General features: G+C 71.6%; 25 protein-coding genes. 12 read left to right on the forward strand and 13 right to left on the reverse strand.

What is annotated here, in order from left to right; translation table 11 throughout:
* Window positions 1-256: 256 nt before the first annotated feature.
* Window positions 257-2,311 carry a PQQ-binding-like beta-propeller repeat protein gene (locus ACIP9H_RS05940; RefSeq protein ID WP_401957746.1) on the forward strand — a complete coding sequence of 685 codons (2,055 nt, stop codon included), beginning with the start codon at window positions 257-259 and terminating at the stop codon, window positions 2,309-2,311.
* Window positions 2,312-2,324: 13 nt separating this feature from the next.
* Here ACIP9H_RS05940 and ACIP9H_RS05945 read toward each other — a convergent pair whose 3' ends face one another.
* Window positions 2,325-2,855 (reverse strand): YbhB/YbcL family Raf kinase inhibitor-like protein, encoded by a 531-nt coding sequence (locus ACIP9H_RS05945; protein ID WP_401957749.1) that lies wholly within the window; start codon window positions 2,853-2,855, stop codon window positions 2,325-2,327.
* A 243-nt stretch (window positions 2,856-3,098) separates the two neighbouring features.
* On the opposite strand from ACIP9H_RS05945, the gene ACIP9H_RS05950 reads away from it, so the two are divergent.
* The 3 genes from ACIP9H_RS05950 to ACIP9H_RS05960 all read left to right on the forward strand — a co-directional run bounded on the left by ACIP9H_RS05950 (window position 3,099) and on the right by ACIP9H_RS05960 (window position 7,928).
* Window positions 3,099-4,172, forward strand: a complete 1,074-nt coding sequence (locus tag ACIP9H_RS05950; RefSeq protein WP_401581512.1) for an NAD(P)-dependent alcohol dehydrogenase — start codon at window positions 3,099-3,101, stop codon at window positions 4,170-4,172.
* Between the two features lie 81 nt (window positions 4,173-4,253).
* Window positions 4,254-4,640, forward strand: coding sequence for a nuclear transport factor 2 family protein (locus ACIP9H_RS05955; protein ID WP_401957752.1), 387 nt, complete (start codon window positions 4,254-4,256; stop codon window positions 4,638-4,640).
* A 153-nt stretch (window positions 4,641-4,793) separates the two neighbouring features.
* Window positions 4,794-7,928: a discoidin domain-containing protein gene (locus tag ACIP9H_RS05960; protein ID WP_401957755.1), complete on the forward strand. Its 3,135-nt coding sequence runs from the start codon at window positions 4,794-4,796 to the stop codon at window positions 7,926-7,928.
* A gap of 89 nt (window positions 7,929-8,017) precedes the next feature.
* Here the strand turns inward: ACIP9H_RS05960 and ACIP9H_RS05965 are convergent, their stop codons facing one another.
* Window positions 8,018-8,836 carry an SDR family NAD(P)-dependent oxidoreductase gene (locus tag ACIP9H_RS05965; protein ID WP_401581519.1) on the reverse strand — a complete coding sequence of 273 codons (819 nt, stop codon included), beginning with the start codon at window positions 8,834-8,836 and terminating at the stop codon, window positions 8,018-8,020.
* A 193-nt stretch (window positions 8,837-9,029) separates the two neighbouring features.
* Between ACIP9H_RS05965 and ACIP9H_RS05970 the strand changes: the two genes are divergently transcribed.
* Window positions 9,030-9,920 (forward strand): helix-turn-helix transcriptional regulator, encoded by an 891-nt coding sequence (locus ACIP9H_RS05970; protein WP_401581521.1) that lies wholly within the window; start codon window positions 9,030-9,032, stop codon window positions 9,918-9,920.
* A 36-nt stretch (window positions 9,921-9,956) separates the two neighbouring features.
* Here the strand turns inward: ACIP9H_RS05970 and ACIP9H_RS05975 are convergent, their stop codons facing one another.
* Both ACIP9H_RS05975 and ACIP9H_RS05980 read right to left on the reverse strand, forming a co-directional pair.
* Complete coding sequence (locus ACIP9H_RS05975; RefSeq protein ID WP_401581524.1) at window positions 9,957-10,724, reverse strand: SDR family oxidoreductase; 768 nt, start codon at window positions 10,722-10,724, stop codon at window positions 9,957-9,959.
* Window positions 10,725-10,790: 66 nt separating this feature from the next.
* Window positions 10,791-11,699 carry an NmrA family NAD(P)-binding protein gene (locus ACIP9H_RS05980; protein WP_401581526.1) on the reverse strand — a complete coding sequence of 303 codons (909 nt, stop codon included), beginning with the start codon at window positions 11,697-11,699 and terminating at the stop codon, window positions 10,791-10,793.
* Window positions 11,700-11,817: 118 nt separating this feature from the next.
* Here ACIP9H_RS05980 and ACIP9H_RS05985 point away from each other — a divergent pair, with 118 nt between their 5' ends.
* Together ACIP9H_RS05985 and ACIP9H_RS05990 are read left to right on the forward strand one after the other, a co-directional pair.
* Window positions 11,818-12,381 (forward strand): winged helix-turn-helix transcriptional regulator, encoded by a 564-nt coding sequence (locus ACIP9H_RS05985; RefSeq protein WP_401581529.1) that lies wholly within the window; start codon window positions 11,818-11,820, stop codon window positions 12,379-12,381.
* A gap of 38 nt (window positions 12,382-12,419) precedes the next feature.
* A complete protein-coding gene (locus ACIP9H_RS05990) occupies window positions 12,420-13,079 on the forward strand; it encodes an MSMEG_1061 family FMN-dependent PPOX-type flavoprotein (RefSeq protein WP_401581531.1) in 660 nt (219 codons plus the stop codon).
* A 97-nt stretch (window positions 13,080-13,176) separates the two neighbouring features.
* Here ACIP9H_RS05990 and ACIP9H_RS05995 read toward each other — a convergent pair whose 3' ends face one another.
* Window positions 13,177-14,241, reverse strand: a complete 1,065-nt coding sequence (locus ACIP9H_RS05995; protein ID WP_401581534.1) for a PP2C family protein-serine/threonine phosphatase — start codon at window positions 14,239-14,241, stop codon at window positions 13,177-13,179.
* Between the two features lie 319 nt (window positions 14,242-14,560).
* Here ACIP9H_RS05995 and ACIP9H_RS06000 point away from each other — a divergent pair, with 319 nt between their 5' ends.
* On the forward strand, window positions 14,561-15,250 hold the full coding sequence (locus ACIP9H_RS06000) for a hypothetical protein (RefSeq protein ID WP_401581537.1): 690 nt from the start codon (window positions 14,561-14,563) through the stop codon (window positions 15,248-15,250).
* 338 nt (window positions 15,251-15,588) lie between these two features.
* On the opposite strand, the gene ACIP9H_RS06005 is transcribed toward ACIP9H_RS06000, so the two are convergent.
* The 4 genes from ACIP9H_RS06005 to ACIP9H_RS06020 all read right to left on the reverse strand — a co-directional run bounded on the left by ACIP9H_RS06005 (window position 15,589) and on the right by ACIP9H_RS06020 (window position 18,992).
* Window positions 15,589-16,047: a MarR family winged helix-turn-helix transcriptional regulator gene (locus tag ACIP9H_RS06005; protein ID WP_401581539.1), complete on the reverse strand. Its 459-nt coding sequence runs from the start codon at window positions 16,045-16,047 to the stop codon at window positions 15,589-15,591.
* Between the two features lie 208 nt (window positions 16,048-16,255).
* On the reverse strand, window positions 16,256-17,071 hold the full coding sequence (locus tag ACIP9H_RS06010) for an aldo/keto reductase (RefSeq protein WP_401581542.1): 816 nt from the start codon (window positions 17,069-17,071) through the stop codon (window positions 16,256-16,258).
* A gap of 169 nt (window positions 17,072-17,240) precedes the next feature.
* A complete protein-coding gene (locus ACIP9H_RS06015) occupies window positions 17,241-17,660 on the reverse strand; it encodes a heme-binding protein (protein ID WP_401581544.1) in 420 nt (139 codons plus the stop codon).
* 129 nt (window positions 17,661-17,789) lie between these two features.
* Window positions 17,790-18,992, reverse strand: coding sequence for an MFS transporter (locus tag ACIP9H_RS06020; RefSeq protein WP_401581546.1), 1,203 nt, complete (start codon window positions 18,990-18,992; stop codon window positions 17,790-17,792).
* Window positions 18,993-19,557: 565 nt separating this feature from the next.
* Here ACIP9H_RS06020 and ACIP9H_RS06025 point away from each other — a divergent pair.
* Entirely contained in the window at window positions 19,558-20,046 is a 489-nt protein-coding gene (locus tag ACIP9H_RS06025; RefSeq protein WP_401581549.1) for a hypothetical protein, read from the forward strand.
* A gap of 96 nt (window positions 20,047-20,142) precedes the next feature.
* A complete protein-coding gene (locus tag ACIP9H_RS06030) occupies window positions 20,143-20,655 on the forward strand; it encodes a signal peptidase II (protein WP_401581552.1) in 513 nt (170 codons plus the stop codon).
* Window positions 20,656-20,671: 16 nt separating this feature from the next.
* Here the strand turns inward: ACIP9H_RS06030 and ACIP9H_RS06035 are convergent, their stop codons facing one another.
* Window positions 20,672-21,235, reverse strand: a complete 564-nt coding sequence (locus ACIP9H_RS06035; protein ID WP_401581555.1) for a TetR family transcriptional regulator — start codon at window positions 21,233-21,235, stop codon at window positions 20,672-20,674.
* Complete coding sequence (locus ACIP9H_RS06040) at window positions 21,232-22,710, reverse strand: MFS transporter (RefSeq protein ID WP_401581558.1); 1,479 nt, start codon at window positions 22,708-22,710, stop codon at window positions 21,232-21,234. The genes ACIP9H_RS06035 and ACIP9H_RS06040 overlap by 4 nt, the downstream gene beginning before the upstream one ends.
* 416 nt (window positions 22,711-23,126) lie before the next feature.
* Here ACIP9H_RS06040 and ACIP9H_RS06045 point away from each other — a divergent pair, with 416 nt between their 5' ends.
* Window positions 23,127-23,624: a hypothetical protein gene (locus ACIP9H_RS06045; protein WP_401581560.1), complete on the forward strand. Its 498-nt coding sequence runs from the start codon at window positions 23,127-23,129 to the stop codon at window positions 23,622-23,624.
* A gap of 67 nt (window positions 23,625-23,691) precedes the next feature.
* On the opposite strand, the gene ACIP9H_RS06050 is transcribed toward ACIP9H_RS06045, so the two are convergent.
* Window positions 23,692-24,072 carry a hypothetical protein gene (locus ACIP9H_RS06050; RefSeq protein WP_401581563.1) on the reverse strand — a complete coding sequence of 127 codons (381 nt, stop codon included), beginning with the start codon at window positions 24,070-24,072 and terminating at the stop codon, window positions 23,692-23,694.
* A gap of 94 nt (window positions 24,073-24,166) precedes the next feature.
* Here ACIP9H_RS06050 and ACIP9H_RS06055 point away from each other — a divergent pair, with 94 nt between their 5' ends.
* Window positions 24,167-24,697 (forward strand): GNAT family N-acetyltransferase, encoded by a 531-nt coding sequence (locus tag ACIP9H_RS06055; RefSeq protein ID WP_401581565.1) that lies wholly within the window; start codon window positions 24,167-24,169, stop codon window positions 24,695-24,697.
* Between the two features lie 82 nt (window positions 24,698-24,779).
* Here the strand turns inward: ACIP9H_RS06055 and ACIP9H_RS06060 are convergent, their stop codons facing one another.
* Entirely contained in the window at window positions 24,780-25,790 is a 1,011-nt protein-coding gene (locus ACIP9H_RS06060; RefSeq protein ID WP_401581568.1) for a multicopper oxidase domain-containing protein, read from the reverse strand.
* Window positions 25,791-25,976: the final 186 nt, after the last annotated feature.

Here is a 25,976-nt window from a genome sequence, read left to right on the forward strand (position 1 = left end):
ACCCGATGGGTACGCCGGCGGATCCCGTATGGGGTCCTGGTATCTACTTACCCGATGATCCAGTTCCTCCGCCACCAAATACGCCGCGTCGTGTCCCACACACGCAGGGAAACGGGCGAAACGGGTGGTCGTCCGCCGTCCCTGCCGGAGGTGGGACGGCCGCGGCCGGAGCCGGCCGGAGGCGGTCCACTAGCATGCCCTGGTCCTGCTTCCGAGTCCGGTGAGGCAGGGCGGGGGTGACCGGGTGGGGGTTGGCGTGGGGCGCGTTCTGGCGGGCCGGTACGAGTTGCGGGCCGAGTTGGGCCGGGGCGGGATGGGCGAGGTCTGGTCGGCCCGTGACCGGGTGATCGGCCGCGACGTCGCGGTCAAACTGCTGCGGTCGCACGCGACGGGTGACAACGCGACGCAGCTGTTCTTCCGTGAGGCGCGGACGGCCGGCGCGCTCAACCATCCCGGTGTGGTCACCGTCTTCGATCTGGGCCAGGACGCGGACGGGACGCTGCTCCTGGTGATGGAGCTGGTCAAGGGGCGCAATCTGCGGCAGGTGCTGAACGAGGCCGGGACGCCTTCGATCGCCGAGGCCGTCACCTGGGCGGCGCTCATCGCCGACGCCCTGGCGGCCGCCCATGAGGCGGGCATCGTCCATCGCGATCTGAAGCCGGCCAATGTGATGCTGACCGGGTCCGGGGGCGTGAAGGTCCTGGACTTCGGCATCGCCCGCCACGTGGACACCGGCACGCTGTCCGACACCCGGGTCATGGGCACCTTGGCGTACATGCCGCCGGAGCGGTTCGACAAGGGCCGCCAGGACGCCCGGGGCGACCTGTACGCGCTCGGGTGCGTTCTGCACGAGCTCCTCACGGGCAGCAGCCCTTTCGGCGACCTGTCGACGAGTGCGCTGATGTTCGCCCATGTGCACCGGGAGCCGGAGGCGCCCAGTGCCCGGCGGCCGGAGGTCCCCGCGGTCCTCGACGAGCTGATCGCGCGACTGCTGGCGAAGAAGCCCGATGACAGGCCCGCTTCTGCCGTGGAGGTGCGTGACATCCTTCGCGCCATGACGCCCTCCGGGGCCGCGGCGTCGACGGCGGAGCCGGGGAAGGAACCCGCACGGACGGCCCCGCTCACCGAGGCGGACCCGGGCGCCGGCGCGGTGTCCTCCGACACGGACCACCCGCCGGATCGCCCCCCGGGCCGTCGCGCGCGCCGGCTCGTGACGGCGTGTGCCGCGCTGCTCCTGACGGCGGGTGCGGGCGTGGGAGTGGCCGCCTGGGTCGGGGGCGGTGACCACGGAAGGGGCGATCGGCACGACCCGGTGGGCGCCGGGAAGAAGCCGCAGGTGAAGCAGGTGTGGGCCGTCAGCCTCGGGGAGAAGGTGTCCGCCAGGCCCGTGGTGGCCGGCGGGACCGTGTACGCGGGAGGTGAGGACGGCACGGTGTACGCGCTGGACGCGGCCACCGGCCGGACGAAGTGGTCGTACGGCGCCGGAAGCTGGAAGGACGCGTCCCCCGCGGTGGACGGCGGCACCGTGTACGTCGGCGGCAAGGACGGCAGCCTGTACGCGCTCGACGCGGCGACCGGCCGGCTGAAGTGGAAGTCCTTCACCCCCTTCGGGGTCCGGTCCACTCCGGCGGTGGCCGGCGGTGCCGTGTACTTCGCGACCGACAACGGTGAGGTCCACGCGGTGGACGCCGTCACCGGCAAGGAGAAGTGGACCTACCGCACCGGCGCGAAGATCATGTCCTCGCCCGCGGTGGCCGACGGTGCCGTCTACATCGGCAGTTACGACTACCGTCTGTACGCGCTGGACGCGGCCACGGGCCGGAGGAAGTGGTCGTACGACACACGGAGTTACCTCGACGCAACCCCCACCGTCGCCGACGGCACCGTGTACGTGTACAGCAATTACCGGCACACCACGTACGCGCTCCGCGCCGACACCGGGCAGCCGCGGTGGACGAACGAGGGCGTCGACGTGCAGGCGGGCGCGGGCGGCGTGATGTTCGGCTGGGCGGCCGGGGCGCTCGACGACACGGGGACCGCCGGGAAGTTCGCGGCGGTCGACGCGGCCGACGGCGGCAAGCGGTGGCTCGTCAGGCTCACGGACGCCGCCTTCGCGACAGGCTCCGCGGCGGTGGGCGACACCGTTTACGCGGGCGACGGCAAGCTGTACGCGGTGGACACGGCCTCGGGCAAGGTCCGCTGGTCCTACGCCGCCGGCGGTCAGGTCACTTCGGCACCGGCCGTGGCGGACGGCGTCGTCTACGTGGCCGGGGACGACGAGAAGGTGTATGCGCTGACCGCCGGGGACTGACCGCGCGCTCCGTTCACGGCCGCTCGAAGGTGCCGTGCATCATGGCCCTGGCGACGGCGTGGTCGAACAGAAGGAAGTCCATGTAGGCGGGGGTTGATGTCGCGGAGATCTCCAGCCGTTCCACGTCGACGGCGTGCACGACGAGGAAGTAGCGGTCCGGGCCGTTGCCCGGAGGCGTCGCCGGGCCGAGGTATCTCCGGTGCCCCGCGTCGTTCAGCAACGTCATCGCGCCACCGGGCAGATCCCCGCCGTCACCGGCCCCGGCCGGGAGAGCGGTCACGGAGGCGGGCAGCCCGGCCACCGCCCAGTGCCAGAAGCCCGAGGCGGTGGGGACGTCGGGGTCGAACATCGCCACCGTGAAGCTGCGCGTCCCCTCGGGGAAGCCGGACCAGCTCAGCTGGGGCGAGACATCCGACCCGCCCGCTCCCAGGATGCCGCTCACCTGCTCGCGGGCCAGTCGCCCGCCGTCGGCCACGGACTCGGAGGTCACGGTGAATTCCGGGATGGGCGGCAGGAAATCGTAGGGGCCGTACGGTTTGATCATGGCAATCCTTCGGGAACGCCGAATCGGGCAGTCCCGACCCCGGGAAGCGGGCGGCGAATCCTGGTCAAGAACCACCATTTTACCGCCCCCTCGCATCGCCGCACGTCACCACGGGTGCCGGCCGGGCACCGGATGCGGGGCACGAACAGGCACGCGAGCATGGAGGTATCCGGAGCGGCGGGCGCGGCGGCCGCGGCACTGCGGGTTCCAACGCTGCCTGCCGGTGAAAGCGAGGCACATTCCATGCAGATGCGAGCAGCCCGGATGTACGGATATCAGGAACCCCTTCGAATCGACGAGGTGCCCGTGCCCCAGCCCGGGGCGGACGAGATTCTGCTGAAGGTCGCCGCGACAGGCATGTGCCGGAGCGACTACCAGCTCCTCGACGGCTACTTCAAGGTCCCGTTCCCCGTCGAGCTCCCCTACATCCCCGGTCATGAGGTCACGGGACGCGTGGCGGGACTCGGCAGCGGCGTGCCGAAGACGGCGGGCTACTCCGAGGGGGACATGGTCGTGGTCAACCCCAGCTGGGGAGACGGCACCTGCCGGCAGTGCCGCGAGGGCAACGAGCAGTTGTGCAGCGGCGACGGCCGCTGGGTGGGCTTCGGCCCGCCCGGGGGCTTCGCCGAGTACATGGCCGTGGAGTACCGCCACGCGATCCCGGTCTCGGAGGAGGCCGCGAAGACCCCCGAGCTCCTGGCCCCGATGACCGACGCGGGCATGACCCCGTACCGCGGGATGCGAAAGCTCCGCGACGCGGGCAAGCTCGGGCCCGGCCGCACCGTCGCGGTCACGGGCATCGGCGGGCTGGGGAGTTACGCGGTCCAGTACGCGAAACTGCTCGGCGGCGGCGCGACGGTGGTGGCGCTGGCCCGCAAGGACAGCAAGCTGGACGTGGCGAAGGAGAACGGCGCGGACTACGGGATCAACGTCAAGGACAAGTCCGCGCAGGCCATCCAGGACGAGCTGGAGCAGCTGACCGGCCGGCGGACGATCGACGCCGTCCTGGACTGCGTCGGCAGCACGGAGTCCGTCTCCATGGGGTTCGACCTGCTCGGCCCGGAGGGCGCGCTGGCAGCGGTCGGCCTCATGAGCCACCGCGTCGAGCACAAGCAGTTCCCCTTCATCGGCACGGAGCTGACCTATCTCGGCTCCTTCTGGGGCAACCACCTGGACCTCGTCGAGGTGCTGTCCCTCGCCGACGCCGGACTCGTCAAGCACAACGTCACCAAGGTCGAGCTCGAGGACGTCAACGAGAACCTCGAGGCCCTGGGCCGCGGTGACGTGGTCGGCCGCCGGGTCATCGTCTTCGACTGACGTCCGCCGAGGCGTCATTGCGCCGCCCGGCCCGACCGCGCAGGGAACTCGCCCGGCACCGCCGTGATCGGAGGCAACGCGATGGGGGAGCAGGAGAACCGGGCGGCGCTGGACCGGCACTGGGCGGCGTCGGCCGCCGGGGACCAGGACGCCGAGCACGAGATCTACCACGACGACGTGATCACCGACTATCCCCAGTCCGGTGAGCGCATCCAGGGCCGCCGCGATCTGCAGGCGCTGCGCTCGCATCATCCGGCCGAACTCGACTTCACCGTCCGCAGGATTCTCGGCAGTGGCGATCTCTGGATCACCGAGTACGTGATCGCGTACGACGGGAGGCCCGCGTTCACCGTCAGCATCATGGAGTTCCGCGAGGGCAAGGTCGCCCACGAGACCCAGTACTTCGCCGATCCGTTCGCCCGGCCCGACTGGCGTGCTCAGTGGGTGGAGTCGATGCCGGGTCCGTGACGACGCCGCGCTCAAGGCGGCAACAGCCGCCCAACGTGTCAATCTTCCACTGATGTGCACGGATTTTGCTGCGCCTGCTCGGAACCTTGCAACCCCCGGTAACGGTCGGTACGTTCGGGTCGCCGGTTCTCCACGTTCCTGAAGGAGCTTCAGATGCGGGCGATCCCCAGACGTTCGCGCGGCGCACGCCGCGCCGGGCACAGGTTGGTGGCGATCGCCCTCGCGGCGGCCGCCACCCTGTGCGTTTCCGCCTTACCCGCGGGCGCCGCCGCGCAGCGGGCCGACCAGGCGGCGTCGAGCACGGCCGGCGCCGCCGCAGCCGGTGCGACGACCGCGTTCAGGATCTACGAGGCCGAGGCCGGCACACCGGGCGGCGGCGCGACCGTCACCTCGCTGACGTCGCCGCCCACCACGCAGTACTCCAGCGCCGCCCTCGAAGCGTCCGGCCACGCCTATGTGCACCTGAGCGGTACCGGGAACTCCGTCCAGTGGACCAACACCACCGGGGCGCCCATCAGCTTCCTCAACGTCCGCGCCGCCATCCCCGACTCCCCCTCCGGCGGCGGCACGACCGCGACGCTGAACCTGTACGTGGACGGCGTCTTCCGGCAGGCCCTCAGCCTCAACTCCAAGCAGACCTGGGTGTACGAGGGCAACAACAACTACAACACCAGCGACAACCAGAACCCGGCGGACGGCAGTCCCCGGGTCTTCTGGGACGAGTCGCACGCCTTCGTCACCGGCGCGCCGATCCCGGCCGGCGCCACGTTCTCGCTCCGGAAGGACGCGGCGAACAGCGCGTCCTTCTACGACGTGGACTCCGTCGACGTGGAGAACCCGCCGGCTCCCCTCGCCCAGCCGGCGAACTCGATATCAATTGCCAGTTGCGGTGCGGTCCCCGACAACACCCCGACCAACGGCGCCGCCGACAGCCAGGCGGTGGACAGCCGGGCCGCGATCCAGAACTGCATCGACCAGGCCCAGTCGCAGGGCAAGGTCCTCTGGATCCCGCAGGGCACCTTCTACGTGAAGGGCACCACCGGCCTGACCGCGCGGGGCATCACCATCGCGGGCGCGGGCCTCTGGTACAGCACCGTCTACCGCGACGTCCCGGTCCCCAACAGCACGCCGCTGGCGGCGCTGTTCGACGTGACCTCCTGCACGGTGCAGAACTTCCACATCGACGCCAACGCGGTCAGCCGCAGCACCATCGGCGGCGACGGCGGCGCGATGGACACCACCGGCACCAACTGGGTCGCCGACGGCATCTGGACCCAGCACACCATGTCCGGCTTCTGGGCCTCGGGCACCGGCGGCACCGTCCGCAACAGCCGGCTGACCGCGATCTGGGCGGACGGCATCAACGTCAACAACGTCTCGCTCGGCGCCGACACCGGCAACAACCTCACCGTCACGAACAACTTCGTCCGCGGCACCGGGGACGACGCCATCGCCATCAACTCGGTCCGCTACAACACCAACGGCGACGGCTCCCAGACCTTCTACCAGCCGATGACCGACGTCACCGTCAGCAACAACACCTCGATCGCGCCATGGGGCGGCAAGGGCATCGGCATCTACGGCGGCAGCGGCCACCACGTCACCGGCAACTACATCAGCGACACCGCCCGCTACATCGGCCTGGGCGCGGGCCGGTTCGGTGTCAACGGCAGCGACCTGCTGTCCGCGGAGGTCTCCGGCAACACCGTGGTCCGCTCCGGCGGCAACGCCTACAGCCAGGGGCAGCCCGCGTTCCACATCGGCAACGGCGGCGACGGGCAGAACACCGGCGTCGTCGACCATGTCACCGCCACCGGCAACACAGTCGCCGACTCGCTCTACGACGGCATCGGCTTCTCCACATCGGCCAACACCCTGCTGCAGGACAACACCGTCACCGGCCCCGGCCGCAACGGCATCGCCGTCTCACCGCCGTTCTACCCCGCGCCGACCGGCTCCGCCGCCATCACCGGCAACACCGTCACGGGCCTGCGCGCCGGAGCCACGGCCTTCGTCAACAACTCCGGCGGCTTCACCGCCACGCTGACCGGCAACAACTGGGAGCCCTCCGGACCGGAGGGCCCCTACGGCGGCACTCCCGCGGCGGTCCCCGGCACCGTCCGGGCGGAGAACTACGACACGGGCGGCCAGGGCGTCGCCTACAACGTCACGAGCGTCAACGGCACCGCCAACGGCTACCGCGCCGACGGCGTCGACCTGGAGGCGACCTCGGACACCGGAGGCGGCCACAACCTCGGCTGGACCGCGGGCGGGCAGTGGTTCCGCTACACCGTCGACGTCGCCGCGGCGGGAACGTACACGGTGGGCCTGCGCGTGGCGGCACCCTCGGCGGTGACCGGAGCCCTGCACCTGTCGAATGCCTCGGGTGCCGACCTCAGCGGTGCCGTCGGCATCCCCGCCACCGGCGACTGGCAGAACTGGGCCACCGCCACCACCAGGGTGACCCTGCCGGCGGGCCGCCAGGTCCTGACCCTCCAGCAGGACAACGGCGGCTGGAATCTCAACTCCTTCACCTTCACCGCGGCAGACGGCTCCCCTCCTGCCACTCTGTCGGCCTCGCCCACCTCGCTCGCCTTCGGCGGCCAGACGCTGAACACCACCAGCGCCGCGCAGTCCGTCACCGTCACCAACACCGGCGGCACCGCGGCCTCGATCTCCTCGGTCACCGCCGGCGGCGACTTCGCACGGACCAGCACCTGCGGGACGTCCATCGCCGCCGGGGCCTCCTGCACGATCGGCATCACCTTCACCCCGACGGCCACCGGCACCCGCACCGGTACGGTCACCGTCACCAGCAACGCGGCCAACAGCCCGACCACCATCGCACTGTCGGGCACCGGAACCGGGGGCACGGGCGGCAACCTGGCCGCGGGACGGCCGACGAGCGAGTCCAGCCACACCGACGTCTATCCCTCGTCGAACGTGACCGACGGCTCCCGGTCGACCTACTGGGAGAGCGCCAACAACGCGTTCCCGCAGTGGGTGCAGGTCGACCTCGGGGCCGCCCGCAGCGTGTCCAGGATCGTGCTGCAACTGCCCGCCGGCTGGGGGGCGCGGACCCAGACCCTGTCCGTGCTGGGCGGCACCGACCCGTCCAATCCGACCACCGTCAAGTCCTCGGCCGCGTACACCTTCGACCCGGCCACCGACAACACGGTCACGATCACCTTCCCCGCCACCACCCAGCGCTACATCCGCCTGAACATCGGCGCCAACACCGGCTGGCCGGCCGGTCAGCTCTCGGAGTTCCAGGTCTGGTCCACCTGACCGGCCGCAGGACCCGCCGCACAACGGCTCCCTGCCCCCGGACGCAGGCCGCGTCCGGGGGCAGGGGCGTCCGTACGCGCCCGCGGTACTCAGCCGGCCGCCGCGGGCACGAAGGACTCCCAGCGGTCGAGCTCGGCCAGACGGGAGCGCAGCGACGCCCGGATCTGCTCGACGGCGTCCGCGCCGACGGCCAGGCGCAGGGGCGGCTCGTCCATCGACGCGACCGCCATGATCGCGTCCGCCACCTTCCCGGCGTCGCCGAACGCCGACGGGGGCAGCGCGGAGAAGTCGTCGAGGAACTTCCCGACGGTCGGCGCGTACGCCTCGTGCGGGGGGACGACCAGCAGGCTGGTGGCGAACTCGGTCGCGAAGATGCCGGGTTCGACGATGGTCACCTTCGCACCCGTGGGGGCGAGTTCGTGCGCGAGCGCTTCGCTGGCGAGTTCCACGGCGGCCTTGGAGGCCGAGTACAGACCGGAGGAGGCCCATGCGAGCTGGCCGTTGAGCGAGGAGATCTGAATGATCCGGCCGCGGGACGCGCGCAGTGCCGGGAGTACGGCGCGCAGCACGGCGAGGTTGGCCAGCACGTTGGTGTCGAAGATCGCGCGCGCGTTGTCGGCGTCGATCTGCTCGACGGGGCCGAACAGCCCGTAACCGGCGTTGTTCACCAGGACGTCCAGCCCGCCCGCCGTCCGTACGGCGTCGGCCAGTGCCTGCTCCGCGCCGGGCGCGGTGATGTCCAGCGGGAGCGTGGTGACCCGTCCCCGCGGGGCCCGGTCCGCCAGGTCGTCGAGCCGGTCGCCGCGCCGACCGACGGCGATCACGAAGGCGCCGCCGGCGAGCGCGCGCTCGGCGACCATGCGGCCGAAGCCCGAGGTCGCGCCGGTGATGAGCCAGGTCGAAGTCATGTCGGAAGCTCCCTGCGAAAGGCCGTGCGGCGTGCACGGCGGCGTTGGCTGCGGGACCGGAAGTGGCGTCCCGCACCCCAGCCAAGCGCCGGCGGAGACCGGTGGCGGGCCGGGAACCGGCCCGCTGCTTCCTGGGATCCGGAGGGCCAGGTTCGCCGGGGCACGCCGCCCCGGCAGGAGGGACCATGGGGGAATGGACCGCAACGAAGGGCTCGGCGACTTCCTGCGCGCCCGGCGCGCGGCGATGGATCCGGAGCGACTCGGTCTGCACGACGCGGCGCCGCGGCGGGTCCCCGGGCTGCGCCGGGAGGAACTGGCGGCGCTGGCGGGTGTCAGCGTGGACTACTACACGCGCCTGGAGCAGGGCCGGCCCATCACTCCCTCGGAGTCCGTCCTCGACGCCCTGGCGAACGCCTTCCAGCTCGATCCGGCGGAACGCAGCTACCTGCACGCGGTGGCGCGTCCGCAGGCCGCCGGGACGGTCCGCCGGACCCCACGCGCCGGGCAGAAGGTACGTCCGGGGATCCACGCGCTTCTCGCCCGGCTCGAGGACACCCCGGCCCTGGTCCTGGGGCGGCGTACCGACATCCTGGTCAGCAACCGGATGGGCCGTGCGCTGCTCGCCGACTTCGACGCGATGCCCGCCAGGGACCGCAACGCCACGCGCTGGATCGTGCTCGACGAGACGGCGCGCTCGCTCTTCGGCGACCGGTGGGAGAAGGTCGCCTCCGAGTTCGTGGGAACGCTGCGCATGGACGCCGCCCGGCACCCCGACGACCCCCGCACCGCCGAGCTGGTGGGCGAACTGTCCATGAAGAGCGAGCGTTTCCGCCGGTGGTGGGCCGCGCAGAAGGTGGTGCGGTTCAGCCACCACACCAAGTACCTGCACCATCCGGTCGTCGGCCCCCTCACGCTGCGCACCGAGGCGCTGGCCTTCCCCGGCGACCCGGACCAGACCCTGCTGACGTTCCTCGCCGATCCCGGCTCGCGCTCGGACGAGGCCCTGACGGTGCTGGCCTCGTGGGCCGCCGGCCGCAGCGGTGCGGACGGCGGCGTGCCGGCCCGCGGGGTGCCGCACGACTGAGCCGTACGGCCGCCCCGCGGGCCCGGCGCCTCCGCCCTACCAGTCGAGAGCGGCCGGCATGAACGGCTCGTTCTCGGGCGCCTCCTTGCGGGCCTTCAGGGCCCGTTCCGCGGGAGCGCCGGCGGGCACGCGCAGGGGAGGGTCGGGCTGTTCGATCGTGTCGGCAACGACGACGGCGACCTCCTCGGAGGTGATGACCTCGCCGCGCAGGGTGGGGAGTTGCCGGTACAGCGGGGCGTACGGGCTGTCCTCCGGGACGAACGACCGCGCCTGTGTGACGCCGGTCGTGGCCACGGCGCCCGGCTGCACGATGCTCACCTTGACGCCGAAGTGGCCGGTCTCGATGGCCAGGGTCTCGGCCATGGCCTCCAGGGCCCATTTGCTGGCGCCGTACGGTCCGATGATCGGCAGCACGAGACGTCCCTGGATGCTGGAGACGAAGACGAGGCGGCCGGATCGCCGTTCCCGCATCGCCGGCAGCACCCCCTGCGCCACGCGCAGTGCTCCGAGGGCGTTGAGCTGGTAGAGCCGTTCGACCTCGGCGAGCGGGGCGGTCTCCAGCGGTGCGCGCACCGTCGCGCCGGCGTTGCTGACCAGCACGTCGATCTCGCCGGCGGCCGCCAGGGCCCGGTCGACGCTGTCCTGATCGGTGACGTCGAGGCGCAGGCGCTCGGCCACGGGGAGATCGGCCAGAACCTCCGGGCGGCGGGCGGTGGCGATCACCCGATGGCCGCGGTGCGCCAGTTCGACGGCGATGGCCCGGCCGATTCCTTGGGAAGCGCCGGTGATCAGCACGGAAGACATGCGGTTCTCCTTATTGGTGAAAGTCGATGGGTGGTGGTTGCGCGCGGGGCCACGGACGGCCGCGCGTCAGGGGGCGGGCACGTAGTAGGGGCCGCTGGTGTCGAAGTCGTGCCTGTGCTCACCGACGAACTGCTCGACGGACAGCGGGGTCCGGCCGCCGATCCGCTCGACGTTGTCGTTCGTGCCGGCGAACACGCCGTTCCGGTAGTCGACGGCGACGTTGCTCAGGTGCTGGACGCGGTGGGCGTCCATCCCGCGTTCCGCCATGGCCGAGGCGAACTCCTCGACGCTGATCGGTTCGTAGCGCACCGGGACACCGAGTGTCCTGGTCATGACCTCGGCGATGGCGTAGTGGTCCAGTTGGGCCGGGCCGTGCAGGGTGAGGACGGCGCGGTCGTGCGGCTCGGGGTCGAGCAGCAGGGCGGCGATCACGTACGACTGGTCGGCCGCGGCGATCGGGGCGTGGCGGCCCTCGCCGAACGGGAGCCGCAGGCGTCCCCCGCCGTCGCGCCGCTCCCACCACAGCGGGAGCCACTCGGCGAAGAAGGTCGGCCGGATGTGTGCCGTGAGCAGGCCGGTCGCGTCCAGCAGCCGCTCGGACATCCAGTGCTGCCGGGCGGCGTCGCTGCCCGCCTCGGCGCGGGCGGAGATCTGCGACATGCCGACCACGGAACGGACTCCCGCGTCGGTCGCCGCCTTGGCGAAGCAGGTGGTCGCCTCGATCAGGCCCGGGAGGACCGGATAGCACAGGTAGGCCCCCGTGACGCCCCGCATGGCCTGGCTCACGGCGCCGAAGTCGCGCAGGTCCGCCACGGCGATCTCGGCGCCGGCCTTCGCGAGCGCCTGGGAGCGCCCGTCCTCGCGGTGCACCAGGGCGCGGACGCGGTGACCGCGCTCCAGCAGCAGCTGGACCGTTCCGACCCCGGTCCTGCCGGTCGCACCGGTGATCAGGAACAGCCTGTCGTCATTGATCATCAGAACCCTCTCCGGCATACCCGCCCCACGCGCCCGACAATGCAGTTCAGTCAGTGAACTAAGGTCACCGTAACACCGGCCAGTTCAGTGAGTGAACCAATGGAGGTAAAATGCGGGTATGACGCTTCCCAGCACCTACCCGGACAGCAACTGCTCGCTGGCACGAGCGATGGAGGTCATCGGCGAACGATGGACCCTTCTCATCGTCCGCAACGCCTTCTACGGGGTGCGCCGCTTCGGGGACCTCGCCACCCAGCTGCGGATCCCCCGTGCCGTCCTCACCGGCCGGCTGAAGCTGCTCGTCAGGGAGGGCGTGCTCACCAGGGACGACGACGGGGCGGGAACCGTCGAGTACCGGCTGACGGCCAAGGGCATCGCGCTGTGGCCGATCGTGCGCGCCATGATGGCCTGGGGCGATGCGTACTACTCCCCCGCCGGCGTGAAGCGCGCCTGGCACCACGACGCGGACGGCGGCCTCCTCGACGGCGAAGGCCGCTGCCAGGCATGCGGCTCCGTCGCGGCGGTCCCCGAGATCCGGATGGAACCCGGCCCCGGCTTCCACGTGGCCGCCGACGCGGACCTCGATCCCGTGTCCGCCCAACTCGTCCGCCCCCGGCGGCTTCTCGAACCGCTCCCGGCCTCCCGTACGCGCCGGACCGACGACGACAGCGCCGCCGGCTGAACCCTGCGCCGGCAGGTCCGCCCCATAGGGTCGGGGGCATGACGCCATCCCTTGTCAGCAGTGCATTCGACTCGCTCCGCCTCGACGCCGTACGCGACCAGGAGGCGCTGCGCCAGGCCTACGCGCTCCCCGGCGACGCCGCCGTGCGCAAGCAGATGACCGAACTCACCGAGCAGACCGGGCGGCTGATCGCCTGCGCGTCGCTGGTCCTGGTCGCCAGCGCGGACGAGGAGGGCAACTGCGACGTCTCACCGCGCGGCGGTCCCCCCGGATTCGTCTCCGTCCTGGACGCACGAACGGTGGCGATACCGGACGCGACCGGCAACAAGCGCCTGGACACCCTCCAGAACGTCGTCGCCACCGGCCGGGCCGGGCTGCTGTTCGTCATCCCGGGACGCACCACCACGCTCAGGGTGAACGGCCGCGCCTGCGTCTCCACCCGCCCGGAGCTGCTGTCGCAGCTGACCGCCGTGGGCAAGCCGCCGGCCAGCGCGCTGGTGGTGGGGATCGAGGAGGTCTACCCGCACTGCCCCAAGGCGCTCCTGCGCAGCGCGGCCTGGAAGCCGGAGCAGTGGCTGCCGGCGGACGCCCAGCCGACCTCGGCCGAGGTGACACTGGCCCAGCTGCGGATGCCGGAGCTGACGATCGCCGACATCGAGCGGACGGAGGCGGATTCGCTGAAGTACCGGTACGAGTGACGGTCCGGCGAGGCGCCGGGGTGGCCCCCCGTGGCCGGTGCCCGCGCGGTGGCCGCACGGGTACCGGTACCTGCCTACGTGATCCTGCCCGCCGCGTTCACCCGGCGGCCCCGTGCAGGGCCTCACCCACGGGCTGGAGCCGCGCGGCCGCACCCGGTCCCTCCAGGCGGGTCAGCGCGACCATCGCGAGGTCGTCCGCCGGAAGCGTGCCCGAGTGGGCGACGAGGTCCTGGAGGATCTCCCCGAGCACGGCGGGCAGGGAGTCGTGGTGTGCCGCGTCCTGCCGGGTCCACCCCCAGTCCCGTGCGCGCTCCAGCAGCGGATAGTGGCGCCCGGCGGCGTCGCGGGCCTCGATCAGGCCGTCCGTGTAGAGCAACAGCGTGTCCCCCACGGCCAGTTCGAAGGACTCCTCGATCGCGCCCAAGCCGGGCAGACCGTGCAGTCCCAGCGGCAGCGACGGGCGGCCCGGCACCAGGTCGACACCCCCCTCGCGGGCCCGTACCGGCGACGGATGTCCGTGATTGACCATGCGGGCGAACCGCTCGCCGTCCGGGATCTCCAGGAGCAGCGCCGTCACGAAGCGCTCGTTCGTGTCGCGGGCGCCGTCGTCGGCCTCCGCCAGGTGGCGCAGGAAGCTCTCCTCCAGACGTGCCGACAACTCGGGCAGGCCCTCGGCCCGCGGGGCCCACTCCCGGAAAGCGCCGAGCACGGCCGCGACGTCCTCGAACGTGGGCAGGCCCTTGCCGCACACGTCGCCGATGATCAACCGCGTCGCCCCACCCGTGCGCGCGACCGCGTACAGGTCGCCGCCGACCTGACCGCGACCGCCGCAGGCACGGTAGACGGACGCGAGCCCGAGAGCGCCGATGCGCCGGGGAAGGGGCCGCAGCAGGACCCGCCGCACGGTGTCGGACACGGCACACGCCTGCGCCGCCCGATGGCGGTAGCGGTCTTTCAGACGGCCCAGCACGACGGCCACGGCCCCCGCGGTGAGAAGCGGCGCGATGCCGCACGCGAGGCTGGGATGGCCCAGCGGCAGAATGGCGAGCACCGCGCACACCACGCTGGCCGCGAGGACGGAGGCCAGGAGACCCGCGACGGTCAGGCGATGAAGCGGCCGGCCCTCCTCCCCCGCTCCCTCGAACTGTTCGATCTCCGTCATCGATCTCACTCCCTCATGGTTGGTGCGCCGGGTCCGGGAACCGCGGGGGTCCGTGAGCGGCCGCAGCCCTGCGCATCGGGTCCCTTTCGTGGCGGGACACCTCGACCGTAGGTCCGGCCCGGGCGACCCTCCTTGCCCCGTTGCGCACGGCGCATTGCCCGCCCGCGCAGTCCCCGGCAGTGGCCGCGTACACCGACCGGAGACGCAACGGCCAACTGCGCATAACGGGCCCGTCGCACGGAAGCCGGCGACAGGTGCATAAGCTGCGCCGGCCATCCCGTTCAGCCCGACAGATCAGTCGCCACCTGCAAGGAACCCTTTGTCCCACCGCAAGCTCGTCCACATCGTCGGAACGCTCCTGTTCACCGCCGCTCTCGCCGCCTGCAGCTCCACCACGCCCCCGGCCTCCGCGGGCGCCCCGCCCGCGACGCGGAGCACCCCCGGTTCCCCCGCGGCCGGCACACCCGGCGCGGCCCCGCCCGGCCCCGGTGCGCACTTCCTGGCGAAGGAGAAACTGGGTGCGGCCCTGCTGCCCCTGTCGGACCTGCCCGCCGGCTGGTCCGCGGGCAAGGGCGACGGGCTCGGCGCGAACCAGAGCTTCTGCGACTACACGCAGCCCCACGAGGCGCAGGTCACCGTGGACAGCACCTTCCGGAACGGCACCGGGGGCACCGCGGCGGTCGCGACCGTCCAACTGCGGCAGTACGCCACCCCGAGCGACGCCGCCGAGGTGCTGGACGCGATGGAGCAGGCACTGCAGTCCTGCCGCGAGCGGACGCACAACGGCTCCGTCGTCACGTACACGCGCACGGGCGTCGACAAGCTCGGCGAGCGTTCCCTCGGCGTACGCGTCAAGGACGGCGGGTCCACCACCCTCCAGCAGTTCGTCCTCGACGGACCCGCGCTCGTCAACGCCGGCACCCGGACCACGTCGGACGCCGACGCGGACACCACCGCGCTGCTGCTCCGCAAGCAGGTCGACCGCTACGAGGCCGCGGCCCTCCGCTGACCGCCCGCCGACCGGGCCCCGCACAGGAAGCCTGGGACTTGTCCAGCCGATGCGAATACTCGCCGTCCACGTCGGCCTACGCCTACGGGCCCGTACGCGAGCTGTTGCGACGCCGGGGCATCCGGCACACCCTCCCGGAGACGACCGACAGCCAGGCTGCCCGCCGGCACAAAGGCTCACGCGGCGGACGGCCACCCGGCTTCGACGAGGAGCGGTACAAGAAGCGCAACACCGTCGAGCGAGCGACCAACCGTGGCCGCCCCGCCGGGCACAGTCGCAGCGGCGACCAACCGGGCACCGACCGCGCGTCTGACACCACCTCGCCGGGAACGGATCGATCAGGAGGCGGGGGGGACGTTTTCCCGCAGACGGTCCAGCAGGCGATCGAGGCTGTCGAGGTCCTGCTCCCCGAATCCGGCGAAGACATCCCGCAGGTTGCGTGCGTGCGCGACGGAGGCCCGGTTCACCACCTCACGGCCGGACGGGGTGACCACTGCGTACACCACCCGGCGGTCGGCCGGGAGAAGACGGCGCTCCACGTATCCTGCGGCTGCCATGCGATCGATCAGCCGGGTCACACCGCCACTGGTCAACGCGATCTGCTCGCCGAGAACGCCCATCGTCATCTGCCCGTTCTCCGAGCGGGCGAGACGGAGCAGGACCTCGAACCACACGTGAGGCAGTCCGGCCTCCGCCTGCAGGGCGCCGCCCAGCCGGCGTTCAAGTCGACTGTAGGCCTCTACCAGACGACCGAATGTGGTGATCAGGCGGTCGTCGATCGCATCCGAAGAGGTCATCCGAGGAATATACAGCGGAGCCTTTCGGGCACCGGTGGCCACGGCTTCGCATGTGCCTGTCCGTGCACGCCCGGCATGGTGATGATGCGACAGGCTTCGATGCCGCCCGGTGTGCGTCGGGGACGGGCCGCTCCCGCCGCCGGAGCCCGGCATCGCGGACTCCGGCAGCGACCCGAGCGGCCCGGCAACTCAGCTTGTTCCGTGGGGATCAGTTGACAGTGTCGGGGTCCGGCCCGGTGCGGGTACCGTTGCCGAGCCCGCCGATCACGGCCATATCCGCGTTGGTGAGTTCGAAGCCGAAGACATCGAAGTTCTGGCGGATGCGCTCGGGTGTCGCCGACTTGGGGATGACGACATTGCCGAGCTGCAGGTGCCAGCGCAGGACGACCTGGGCCGGGGTCCTGCCGAGCCGGCCGGCGATGGCCGTGATGACCGGGTGCCCCAGAAGGCCGCCGCGGGCGAGCGGGCCCCATGCCTCGGTCACGATGCCGTGTCGGTCGTGGAGCGCCCGCAGCTCTGTCTGCTGCAGATAGGGATGCAGCTCGATCTGGTTGACCGCCGGGACGGTTCCGCTGTCGTCCAGCAGGCGCCGCAGGTCCGCAGTCCGGAAGTTGGAGACCCCGATGGCGCGCACCCGGCCGTCTGCGAGGATCTTCTCCAGTGCCCGCCATGTGTCCAGGTAGGCATTGCGTGCCGGGGCAGGCCAGTGGACGAGGTACAGGTCCACGTAGTCCAGTTGGAGCCGGGCGATCGAGGCCTCGAAGGCGGCAAGGGTGCTTTCGTAGCCCTGGTCGCTGTTCCACACCTTGGTCGTGACGAACACGAGGTCCCGGGCTATGCCGGACGAGCGCAGCGCCCGCCCGACGTCGGCCTCGTTGCCGTAGGCCGACGCCGTGTCGATGCTGCGGTAGCCGCTTTCCAGGGCCGTGGCGATCTCCCGTTCGCCCACCTGGAAGCCACCGAAGCCCAGCCGGGGCATGGCGACGCCATTGTTCAGCGTGATCTGGGGGCCCGTCTTGGTCATGGCGCTGATCCTTTCGCGCGTCGGCCGGCCCGGTCGGCTCCGGCCCGGAGGGGGCGCTGTGAGTGGGTGTGCGACTGACGCGGGGGTGGTCTGTCATGGGTACAGGGACGGCTGACCGCCGGATTTCCGGTGGATGGGAGCCGGCGGTCAGCGGCCCGGGGTGGCAACGTCAGCCGAGGGTCTTCACCGCGGCGGTGGCGAAGGAGTGGTCCTGGTCGGGAGTGCCTCCGCCGACGCCGATGGCGCCGATCAGCCGGCCGTCGCGGTGGAGGGGGATGCCGCCGGCGATGAACAGCAGCGGCCGGTCGAGGGCGGTGGGCAGCGTGTGCAGGGGCCCGCCCGGCTGTACGGCGCCGACGAGGTCGACCGTGGGGGTGCTCAGCTGGACCGACGTGTAGGCCTTGGCGCGGCTGGTCTCACCCGAGATCAGTACCGCCTGCTCGTTACGGCGGAAGGCGAGGAGCCGGCCACCGGCATCCAGGACGGCGACGCTGACCGCGACACCGGCTGCGTCCGCAGCGTTGCCGGCGGCGTCGATGAGTGCGTAGGCATCCTGGGCGGTGAGGGGGGCGACAGCGGTGGTGCACATGGGATCTCTCCTTGGTAACGGGTTGTCGTCAAGAGGCGGTACTGGTCGTTGATGCGGTGGTGACTGTTCTGCCGGGCGTGATCAACGTGGTTGCCAGGCCCATGCGGACGGTGGCCGTGCTGGGCCGGATCAGTGAGTGACGACCGGGCGTTCGGCCGTCGGAGCGCTAATGACGGCGGTGTGCGAGCCGCCGCGACGTTCCAAGGCGGCGGAGAGGACGGCGATCAGCAGGGCGGCGCCGGCGAGGGCCGCGCCGACCCCGTTGGGGGCGGTGTAGCCGAGCCCGGCCGCGATGACGATGCCGCCGAGCCAGGCAGCCAGGGCGTTGCCGAGGTTGAAGGCGCCGATGTTGACGGCCGAGGCCAGCGTCGGGGCGCCGTGGGCATGGTCCAGGACGCGCTTTTGCAGGGGCGGGACGGTGGCGAAGCCCAGGGCGCCGATCAGGGTGAGGGTGACCGCGGCGGTGATCCGGTTGTGCGCGGTGACCGTGAAGAGGCCGAGGACGAGAGCGAGGGCGCCCAGGGAGACGTAGAGCATCGGCATCAGGGCACGGTCGGCGTACTTGCCGCCGACGAGGTTGCCGCCGACCATGCCGAGGCCGAAGAGCACCAGCAGCCAGGTCACCGATCCGTCGGAGAATCCGGCGACGTGCGTCATCATCGGGGCGATGTAGGTCACGGCCGCGAAGACTCCGCCGAAGCCGAGGACGGTCATCGCCATGGCGAGGAGGACCTGGGCGTTCTTGAAGGCGGCCAGTTCGTGACGCAGTTGGACGCCCTCCGGCTTGGGCACGTCGGGGACGAGGCGGGCGACGCCCGCCAGGCCCAGGACGCCGATGGCGGCGACGATGCCGAAGGTGACGCGCCACCCGGCGGACTGTCCGACCAGGGTGCCGAGCGGGACGCCGATGACGTTGGCGACGGTGAGGCCGGTGAACATCATGGCGATCGCGCCGGCCTTCTTGTCCGGGGCGACCAGGTCGGCGGCGACGACGGATCCGATACCGAAGAAGGCTCCGTGGGCGAGGGAGGCGATCACCCGGCCGATGAGCATGACGGCGAAGGACGGGGCGAGGGCGGAGAGCAGGTTGCCGGCGATGAACAGGCCCATCAGCAGCATGAGCATCCGCTTGCGGGGGACCTTGGTGCCGAGCACGGTCATCAGCGGCGCGCCGAACATGACGCCGAGCGCGTAGCCGGTGACGAGCAGGCCGCCGGTGGGGATGGAGACTCCGAAGTCGTGCGAGACCTGGGGCAGCAAGCCCATGATCACGAATTCGGTCGTTCCGATGCCGAAGGCCCCGATCGCGAGAGCCAGAAGCGCGAGAGGCATGAGGGGACACCCTTCCCGAAGATTGCAGGTGCGCTTATCTGAGTCGACAGTAATTGCACACGCCGAGTATTGCAAGGAGTGCTTGATGGCGTGCGAGGTGTATGGGCAGGAGCTTCCTACTGTCGTGGGGGGGGTCTGTCGTGCAGGGGCCGATGCGTGGACAGAGGAAGCCCCATGACGGCGATGGACCCCGAGGGCATCGGCCTGGCGCGGGGACGGTGCGCCCTGTCCCTGCTGCACGGGCAGGATCGAGACGCACATCGAGCGCGCGAGACGAAGCAGGTCGCACACGCCGTCGTCCTCAGCCAGAGCACCACCACACGCCTGGTCACCCGGCTAGAGGACCGCGCCCGCCCGAGCGTTACCTCTGCCCCGCCGACCGCAGGGGCATCCGCACCGACGTCACGCCGGCCGGGACCTTCTCGTTGACCTTGCCCCAGAGGGTGCCCGCAGCCAACCGATCCGCCAGCCGCATCCGCTGCCCTGCACGAACCGCATGCGGACGGACCCCGGCCGCGGGAAAACCAGGTGCGTCCCACCGCGGGGACCTCCTACCGTTCCCGGTATGCGCGTCGTCTTCACCAAGGGTCCCGGCACGAGCTACGACATCGCGGTGCACCGCGAGACCGGGGCCGAACTCGCCCCGCGCAACGGGCCCGGTGGGCACCGGTATCTGCCGCACGACCTGGTGCACTTCCTCGTGGAGGCGGAGGCCGGCATCAAGCTCGGGGTCTACGGGCGCCTCGCCGCGGGGGACAACGGCCTGTTCTGGCCCGCCGATCCCGCGGAGCGCGCCAAGGCGGCCCGGCGCCGCAAGTCGAAGCCGGTGAAGTCGTCCCCCGAGGCGCAGGCGGACATGGCCCGGTCGGAGCACCTGGCGGGCATCGCCGTGCCCGTGTGGGAGGTCCGGAACGGGCACGCGCAGTCGCTGCCCGCGTACGTCCCGGCGGGCGAGATCCCCGCGGAGGTCGAACGAATCGTGGCCCGGTTCGCGGAATACGCCGACCGCTGGCAGGCGCTGCCGGTAGGGGGTTCGCTGACCCTGACCTGGTGAGGTCGGCCTGGCGTCCCCTCTTCCCGGGCGACCGCCCCGTTGTCGGCGGCAGCGCGTACGCTCGGTGGACGGCTGTCGGTGATCAGGAGGTGGGCGGTGCGGCGGACGTACCTGCTGTGGACGACTGCGGCGGCCGGATTCGCCGTGGACCAGGTCACGAAGGCGATCGCCGCGGTCGCCGTGGAGGGCCACGAACCCAGGCACGCACTGGGCGGTGCGGTGACCTTCACCGCGTTCCGGAACCCCGGGGCTGCCGGCTCCTTCGCGCCCCGCGCGACCTTGGTGTTCGCGCTCCTTGCGGCCGTCGTGCTCGTCCTCGTCGCACGGGTCGCGCCCTCCGTCCGGTCCACGGGGTGGGCGGTCGGTCTCGGGCTGATCTTCGCGGGCGCCGGAGGCAACCTCGCCGATCGCCTGTTCCGCACACCTGGTTTCGGCCGCGGCGCCGTGCTGGACTTCATCCAGGTCGGCTCGTCGGGCATCTTCAACCTCGCCGACCAGTGCGTGACCGCCGGTGCGGCACTCGTCCTCATCCAGACCTTCCGCGGTGTTCCGCTGCGCACCGTCGCGTCGCGCTCCCCCGCGAGCGCGAGCCTGCCGCTGGAGCAGTGAGCACGCCCCGCCACCGTCAGGTGTCGAGACCCTCGAGCGTGGTGCGCAGCAAGGGCAGCAGGTCCTCCAGCTCGGCGGACGCCAGTTCGTCGAGCGTTCCCGCACCCCGGGCCAGCAGCACCCCCAGGAACGCGGCGACCGCGGTCTCGGCCCGCAGTCGGGGCCGGTCCAGACCGTTGGCGGCGAACCGCTCCCGCAGGGGGTCGACGAGCCGCAGATACAACTGGACGCGGGCGGCGTCCTGGACGACTGGGTCGCCTTCGGCCTGGACGGCCGACCGGAAGACGGGGCCCGCGCCGCGCCGGTCCGCCCGCTCGAGGAGTGCACGGAGCCGATCGGGTCGCAGCAGGTCCGGCGGGGCCGCGTCGCCCAGTTCCGCGCGCAGCACCTCCGTGTACAAGCCGCTCTTGTTGTTGAAGTACCGGGCGATCATTGCCGGATCGACACCCGCGCGCTCACCGATGTCGCGGATGGTGGTCCGGTCGAAGCCCCGCTCGCTGAAGAGTTCACCCGCCGCCCGGAGCAGCAGTTCGCGGCTGCGCGCGGAGTCCCGCCTGCGCGACGGCGTACGGTCGTTCACCGCCTCGCCTCCTTCCGGGCCGCGTCCTCGCCCACCGTCCGGGACACGGGCACCACCGCAGACGCGGTGGCAGCGGCACGCTTGAGCCGCGGCGGGAGCACGGCGGTCACCAGGATCATCGCCGCCCACACGCCGCAGGCCAGCAGTGCGGCCGTCCGGTAGCCGTCGCCGGTGGGCAGCATGCCGCCCGCGACGGTGTGAGCCTCCAGGACGGTGGCGCTCAGGACGCTTCCGGTCGAGTAGCCGACGTAGCGCAGCACCTGGTTGAAGCTCATCGCGCTGCCTGTCTCGTGCGCGGGGACGGATCCCACGATCATGCCCGGCATGACGGCGAACATCCAGCCGATCCCGAACCCGGCCACCGCCATGATCGCGAACAGTTCCCACAGCTGTCCGCGCACGAGGGCGAAGGCCAGCACCGCGGCCAGCGAGACCGCGCACCCGAGCGGCAGCACGAGGGCGGTGCCGACGCGCCGGGCCACCAGCGGCACCACGCGGCCGGCGGCCATGCTGGCGAGCGAGAACGGCAGCAGCACCAGCCCGGTGAGGGCCACCGAGGCCCCGAATCCGTAGCCGGCCGCACGCGGCGTCTGCACGAAGCGGGTCACCAGCGACAGCAGCAGGTACATCCCGAGGCCGGCCACCAGGGCGGTCGCATTGGCGGTCAGCACGGTGCGGTCCCTGGTCAGCCGCAGGTCGACCAGCGGCCGCGCGGTGCGCAGTTCGTGCACGACCCAGACCCCGAGCAGCAGTACGCAGACACCCGCCAGGGCGAGCAGCCGCGGCGAGCCCCAGCCCCAGAGCTCGGCCTCGCTCAGGGCGAGCAGCAGCCCGGCGAGCCCGGCGCCGAGCAGCAGCGCACCGGGAACGTCCAGCCGGGGCGCGGCACCACGTGGGGACGGCGGCAGCACCACGACGGCGGCCACCAGCGCGGCGACGCTCACCGCCGCCCCGAACCAGAAGCCGGCGTGCAGCCCGAAGGACTCCGTGATCACGCCGGTGAGCGGGTAGCCCAGACCGACCCCGGCGACGGTGGTGATCGACAGCAGGGCCACCGCGGGCCGCGACCGCCGCGGCGGCAGGGCGTCCCGGGCGGTCGCGATGGCCAGCGGGACGAGGCCGAGCCCGACTCCCTGCAGCGCCCGTCCGGTCACGAGGCAGCCGAAGCCCAGCGGCAGCGCGGCAAGGAAGCAGCCGGTCAGTACCGCGACCAGGGCGCCGAGGATCACCGGGCGGCGGCGCGGGCCGTCACCGAGGCGGCCCATGAACGGCGTGACGACGGCTCCGACGAGCAGCGTGACGGTCAGCGACCACTGGGCGTCGCTGAGGGAGACGTGCTCCTCCGCGGCGATCGTCGGCACCAGCGGGGCACCGAGGCTGCTCACCACGGCGACCAGCATGCCGAGCGAGACCAGCACCGGCACCAGCGCTCGCTGCCGCCCGGTCCGCGGGTCCGCTGTCGCGGGACTGTTCACGTCACTCCTCGATGTCATCAGTCGAAGTCATCAACTGAAGTCATCGGGCGATGACATTTATTCCCGGGCGGCAGGCGGGCAGGTGGCTACGCCGCGCCGGCGCCGGGGGACCGCACGGGAACAGGCCGCCCTGTGAGGAAGTGGAAGCCGCCTCCGGTCACCGTGGTACCCGGTGGGCGCCGGACGGTCGCTGCGGAATCGCCCTCCGTATTCGCCGGCACCGGCCGGCCGGCGACCCTCCTTGTGCCGGCAGGTCCCGGGCGGGCCGCGAAGAAGCACGGGTGGCCCGCGCTCCGCGCAGCGTGCGGCGGCGGGTCGGGTTCCTCTTGCCTGACGTTTTGTCAGAATGTCGTCGGGGGCGATCCCAGGCCCGGGCCACACTCGTGCCCGGGGTGCGAGGAAGGCGAAGGAACGAAGTGGACCTCGGCCAGTACAAGGACAATGTGGCGCGTGCGGCCGAGGAGGCCCGCGACTGGTTCTTCCACCAGTACCTCCCGGCCTGGACCGCCGTGGCCGCGGACCCGTCCGCCGATCCCCGGGTCGTTCTGGACTTCTGGGTCCCTCCGCTCAGCGTCTCGGTGGACGACCCCGACCCGGCCCGCGCCGTGTACGACTGGTGCACCGACCCGGACGCGGTACTGGTCTACCTTGCCGCGCAGCAGGAGCCGTTGCGGGCCGCCGGATACACCCACACCGATGTTCCCGACAGCCGAGTGACCGCCTACAGCTCGCACTCCGCCGGGATCGACGTGATCTGGTCGCGCCGTACTGCCGACAACACCGAGATCGAACGCCTCGGAGTCCACTTCGAGGTCCGGCGTCACTCCTCCGGTACCTGGCGCATCATCGCCATCGCCGCCCACCCGACCGACGCCGACCGCATCGCGGACACCTTCGTCGCCCTGACCCCCTGATCCGCCCCCTACGCGGGGCCCGACGTCAACGGCACGTCCACACTGACCCGTTCACCTCGTACCGCCCCTAGCGGGGGTCGAGCCCGAGCCGGCACGTCGGACAGGTCGCCGCCCGCCGCGCACGGCTGCCCGCCCCGGCCGACACGAGCGCCGCGACGGCCAGAACGGCGGCGGCGGCCACCAGACCGAGCCACGGGGGCCTGACGGCCGACGGCCACGCGAGGTAGAAGATCAAGCCCGCCGTCAGGTGGACGGGCGGCGGGAACGACATCGGGTGGAACAGCGCCAGGACGGCGACGACCACCGCTCCTACCTGTGACACGGCCAGTGTGCCGAAGAACGTGCCGACGCGATGGCGCACCACCGGCGGGACCCGTTGCTCGCAGGTGCGGCAGTACCGCTCGGTGACCTCGACCACCATCCCGGCCACGCCCCACCCCCAGTGCATTCCGGCCAACGGGATCGTCCCAGCGCCCGCCCCGGCGGTCAATGCGCGGCACCCGTCACAACGCCGCGGAACGCGCGGGTGCTAGCGTCCCCGCATGCCCGAACTGAGCGCACCCACAGGCCGGTTGCATGCCTCATGGCTGGCCGCGCGTGACGAGTGGTCTCCCGGTGCCCACCAGGACGGATCGGGCCTGCGCCTGGCTCCCGACGGCGACCTCGGCAGCCCCGAGGTCTTCTCGGAGTGGGTCGCACGGCTGCGGCGGCAGGCGGACAGGTCCGCGCCCGTCGGGGAAGGGCGCGTGCATGCCACCCATTGGTGGATCACCGAGGGCGACACCTACCTGGGCGCCGTTGATCTGCGGCACTACCTGAACGACCTCCTGCTCGATGTCGGCGGGCACATCGGCTACAGCATCCGGCCCTCCGCACGCAGGCGCGGCGTGGCGACATGGGCCCTGGGTGCGGTGCTCGCGGAGGCCCGTGCGATCGGCCTGGACCGGGTCCTCGTCACGTGTGACGACGGAAACGTGGGGTCGGCACTCACCATCGAGCGCAACGGTGGCGTCCTGGAGGACGTCCGCACCACCGGCACGGGCCTCAAGCGCCGTTACTGGATCACCCTGTAGCCACCGGTCCAGGGGGACGGCGAGGGCGCGCCACCCGGAAGCCCGCACAGTGCGGCTTCCGGATGGCTGCCCCCTGCCCCGGTCAGTGGTGCGCGTGCTGCCCCGCGGAGACGTCCGCGTCCTGCGCGGCGCCAGCGGCGTGATGCGGCTCGTAACCCGGGATGGTCCCGTCGGGTTTCGCGACGAGGAACAGGCCGGCCATGCCCATGTCCGAGTGGCTCTGGACGTGGCAGTGGTACATCCACGCGCCGGCGCCGACGTGTTCGCCCGCGATGATCTGGAAGCCGAAGGAGTCGGCGGGCCCGGTGATCTTGTTGTCGACGACCCGGCTGGGGTCGTCCGGGCCGGTCAGGAGGCCCGTCCGGTTGTCGGCCCAGCGATGACCGTGCATGTGGAAGGTGTGGTAGTACTCGCCGTGCGTGATCATGACGATCTCGACCCGGTCGCCCACCGTCGCCTCGAAGTTCGGGGTCTCGTGCGCGGCCCTGTTGTTGATCGTCATGTCGTTGAAGACGATCGTGAACTGCTTGTCCGGCAGGATGTCGCCCTTCCTGCGCACCACGACCGGGCCGTAGAGGCCCTTGCGGATCCCGCCCGTTCCGTGATCGGTGCCGACGACGTGGTCGTGGTAGTGCCAGTAACCCGCGCTGCCCGCCTGCCATGTGCCGTCCTTGCGCCGGCCGGGTGCGTGGGTGCGCCAGGTGTACGTCCGCGTGCCGCCGGGCTCCACGTGGCCGCGGTTCATCCGGGTGCCGTCGCTGGCGACGTCGTAGTCCACACCGTGGACGTGGAGGCTGGCGTCCACGTCCGTGGTGTTCTCGAACTCGATGTGCAGCGTGTCGCCCTCGACGAGTTCGATCAGCGGGCCGGGCACGGTGGCCTTGCCCTTCTCCAGGCCGTATCCCATCCGACCGTTCGGCAAGGTCTCGGCGTAGAGCTTGAGATGGCGGACCTGGCCGCCGGCCGGTGCGGTGGGCGGCGGTGACTCCGCCGAGGAGGCGGGTGGCGCGGACGCCACCGACAACGAGGCCGTCCCGGCGGCGGCGACCACGCCGCCCGCCAGCAGCCGCCGGCTGAAACTCCTTCTGTCCATGGCCATTCCGGACACTCCAGTGCCGTGAGGGGACGGACGGGGCGCGAGGACCCCCAGGGACGGCCACACCGTAGAGCAGTGATCTTCGTTTATCCACACCCAGGACAAAGATGGTGGGATTCCGCCTATTGCTGTTGGCGAACCGTCGAAAGCCGTCTAGCTTCATGCGCTGTTGCTGTGCCACAG

Origin of the sequence: Streptomyces sp. NPDC088732, assembly GCF_044751205.1 — a bacterium.
GTDB lineage: Bacteria > Actinomycetota > Actinomycetes > Streptomycetales > Streptomycetaceae > Actinacidiphila.

What these genes read in the sequence shown, in the direction of transcription:
- ACIP9H_RS05945 (WP_401957749.1), bottom strand. Translation starts at nt 2,855, where the DNA reads ATGATCAAACCGTACGGCCCCTACGATTTCCTGCCGCCCATCCCGGAA.
- ACIP9H_RS05950 (WP_401581512.1), top strand. Translation starts at nt 3,099, where the DNA reads ATGCAGATGCGAGCAGCCCGGATGTACGGATATCAGGAACCCCTTCGA.
- ACIP9H_RS05955 (WP_401957752.1), top strand. Translation starts at nt 4,254, where the DNA reads ATGGGGGAGCAGGAGAACCGGGCGGCGCTGGACCGGCACTGGGCGGCG.
- ACIP9H_RS05960 (WP_401957755.1), top strand. Translation starts at nt 4,794, where the DNA reads ATGCGGGCGATCCCCAGACGTTCGCGCGGCGCACGCCGCGCCGGGCAC.
- ACIP9H_RS05965 (WP_401581519.1), bottom strand. Translation starts at nt 8,836, where the DNA reads ATGACTTCGACCTGGCTCATCACCGGCGCGACCTCGGGCTTCGGCCGC.
- ACIP9H_RS05970 (WP_401581521.1), top strand. Translation starts at nt 9,030, where the DNA reads ATGGACCGCAACGAAGGGCTCGGCGACTTCCTGCGCGCCCGGCGCGCG.
- ACIP9H_RS05975 (WP_401581524.1), bottom strand. Translation starts at nt 10,724, where the DNA reads ATGTCTTCCGTGCTGATCACCGGCGCTTCCCAAGGAATCGGCCGGGCC.
- ACIP9H_RS05980 (WP_401581526.1), bottom strand. Translation starts at nt 11,699, where the DNA reads ATGATCAATGACGACAGGCTGTTCCTGATCACCGGTGCGACCGGCAGG.
- ACIP9H_RS05985 (WP_401581529.1), top strand. Translation starts at nt 11,818, where the DNA reads ATGACGCTTCCCAGCACCTACCCGGACAGCAACTGCTCGCTGGCACGA.
- ACIP9H_RS05990 (WP_401581531.1), top strand. Translation starts at nt 12,420, where the DNA reads ATGACGCCATCCCTTGTCAGCAGTGCATTCGACTCGCTCCGCCTCGAC.
- ACIP9H_RS05995 (WP_401581534.1), bottom strand. Translation starts at nt 14,241, where the DNA reads ATGACGGAGATCGAACAGTTCGAGGGAGCGGGGGAGGAGGGCCGGCCG.
- ACIP9H_RS06005 (WP_401581539.1), bottom strand. Translation starts at nt 16,047, where the DNA reads ATGACCTCTTCGGATGCGATCGACGACCGCCTGATCACCACATTCGGT.
- ACIP9H_RS06010 (WP_401581542.1), bottom strand. Translation starts at nt 17,071, where the DNA reads ATGACCAAGACGGGCCCCCAGATCACGCTGAACAATGGCGTCGCCATG.
- ACIP9H_RS06015 (WP_401581544.1), bottom strand. Translation starts at nt 17,660, where the DNA reads ATGTGCACCACCGCTGTCGCCCCCCTCACCGCCCAGGATGCCTACGCA.
- ACIP9H_RS06020 (WP_401581546.1), bottom strand. Translation starts at nt 18,992, where the DNA reads ATGCCTCTCGCGCTTCTGGCTCTCGCGATCGGGGCCTTCGGCATCGGA.
- ACIP9H_RS06025 (WP_401581549.1), top strand. Translation starts at nt 19,558, where the DNA reads ATGCGCGTCGTCTTCACCAAGGGTCCCGGCACGAGCTACGACATCGCG.
- ACIP9H_RS06050 (WP_401581563.1), bottom strand. Translation starts at nt 24,072, where the DNA reads ATGCACTGGGGGTGGGGCGTGGCCGGGATGGTGGTCGAGGTCACCGAG.
- ACIP9H_RS06055 (WP_401581565.1), top strand. Translation starts at nt 24,167, where the DNA reads ATGCCCGAACTGAGCGCACCCACAGGCCGGTTGCATGCCTCATGGCTG.
- ACIP9H_RS06060 (WP_401581568.1), bottom strand. Translation starts at nt 25,790, where the DNA reads ATGGACAGAAGGAGTTTCAGCCGGCGGCTGCTGGCGGGCGGCGTGGTC.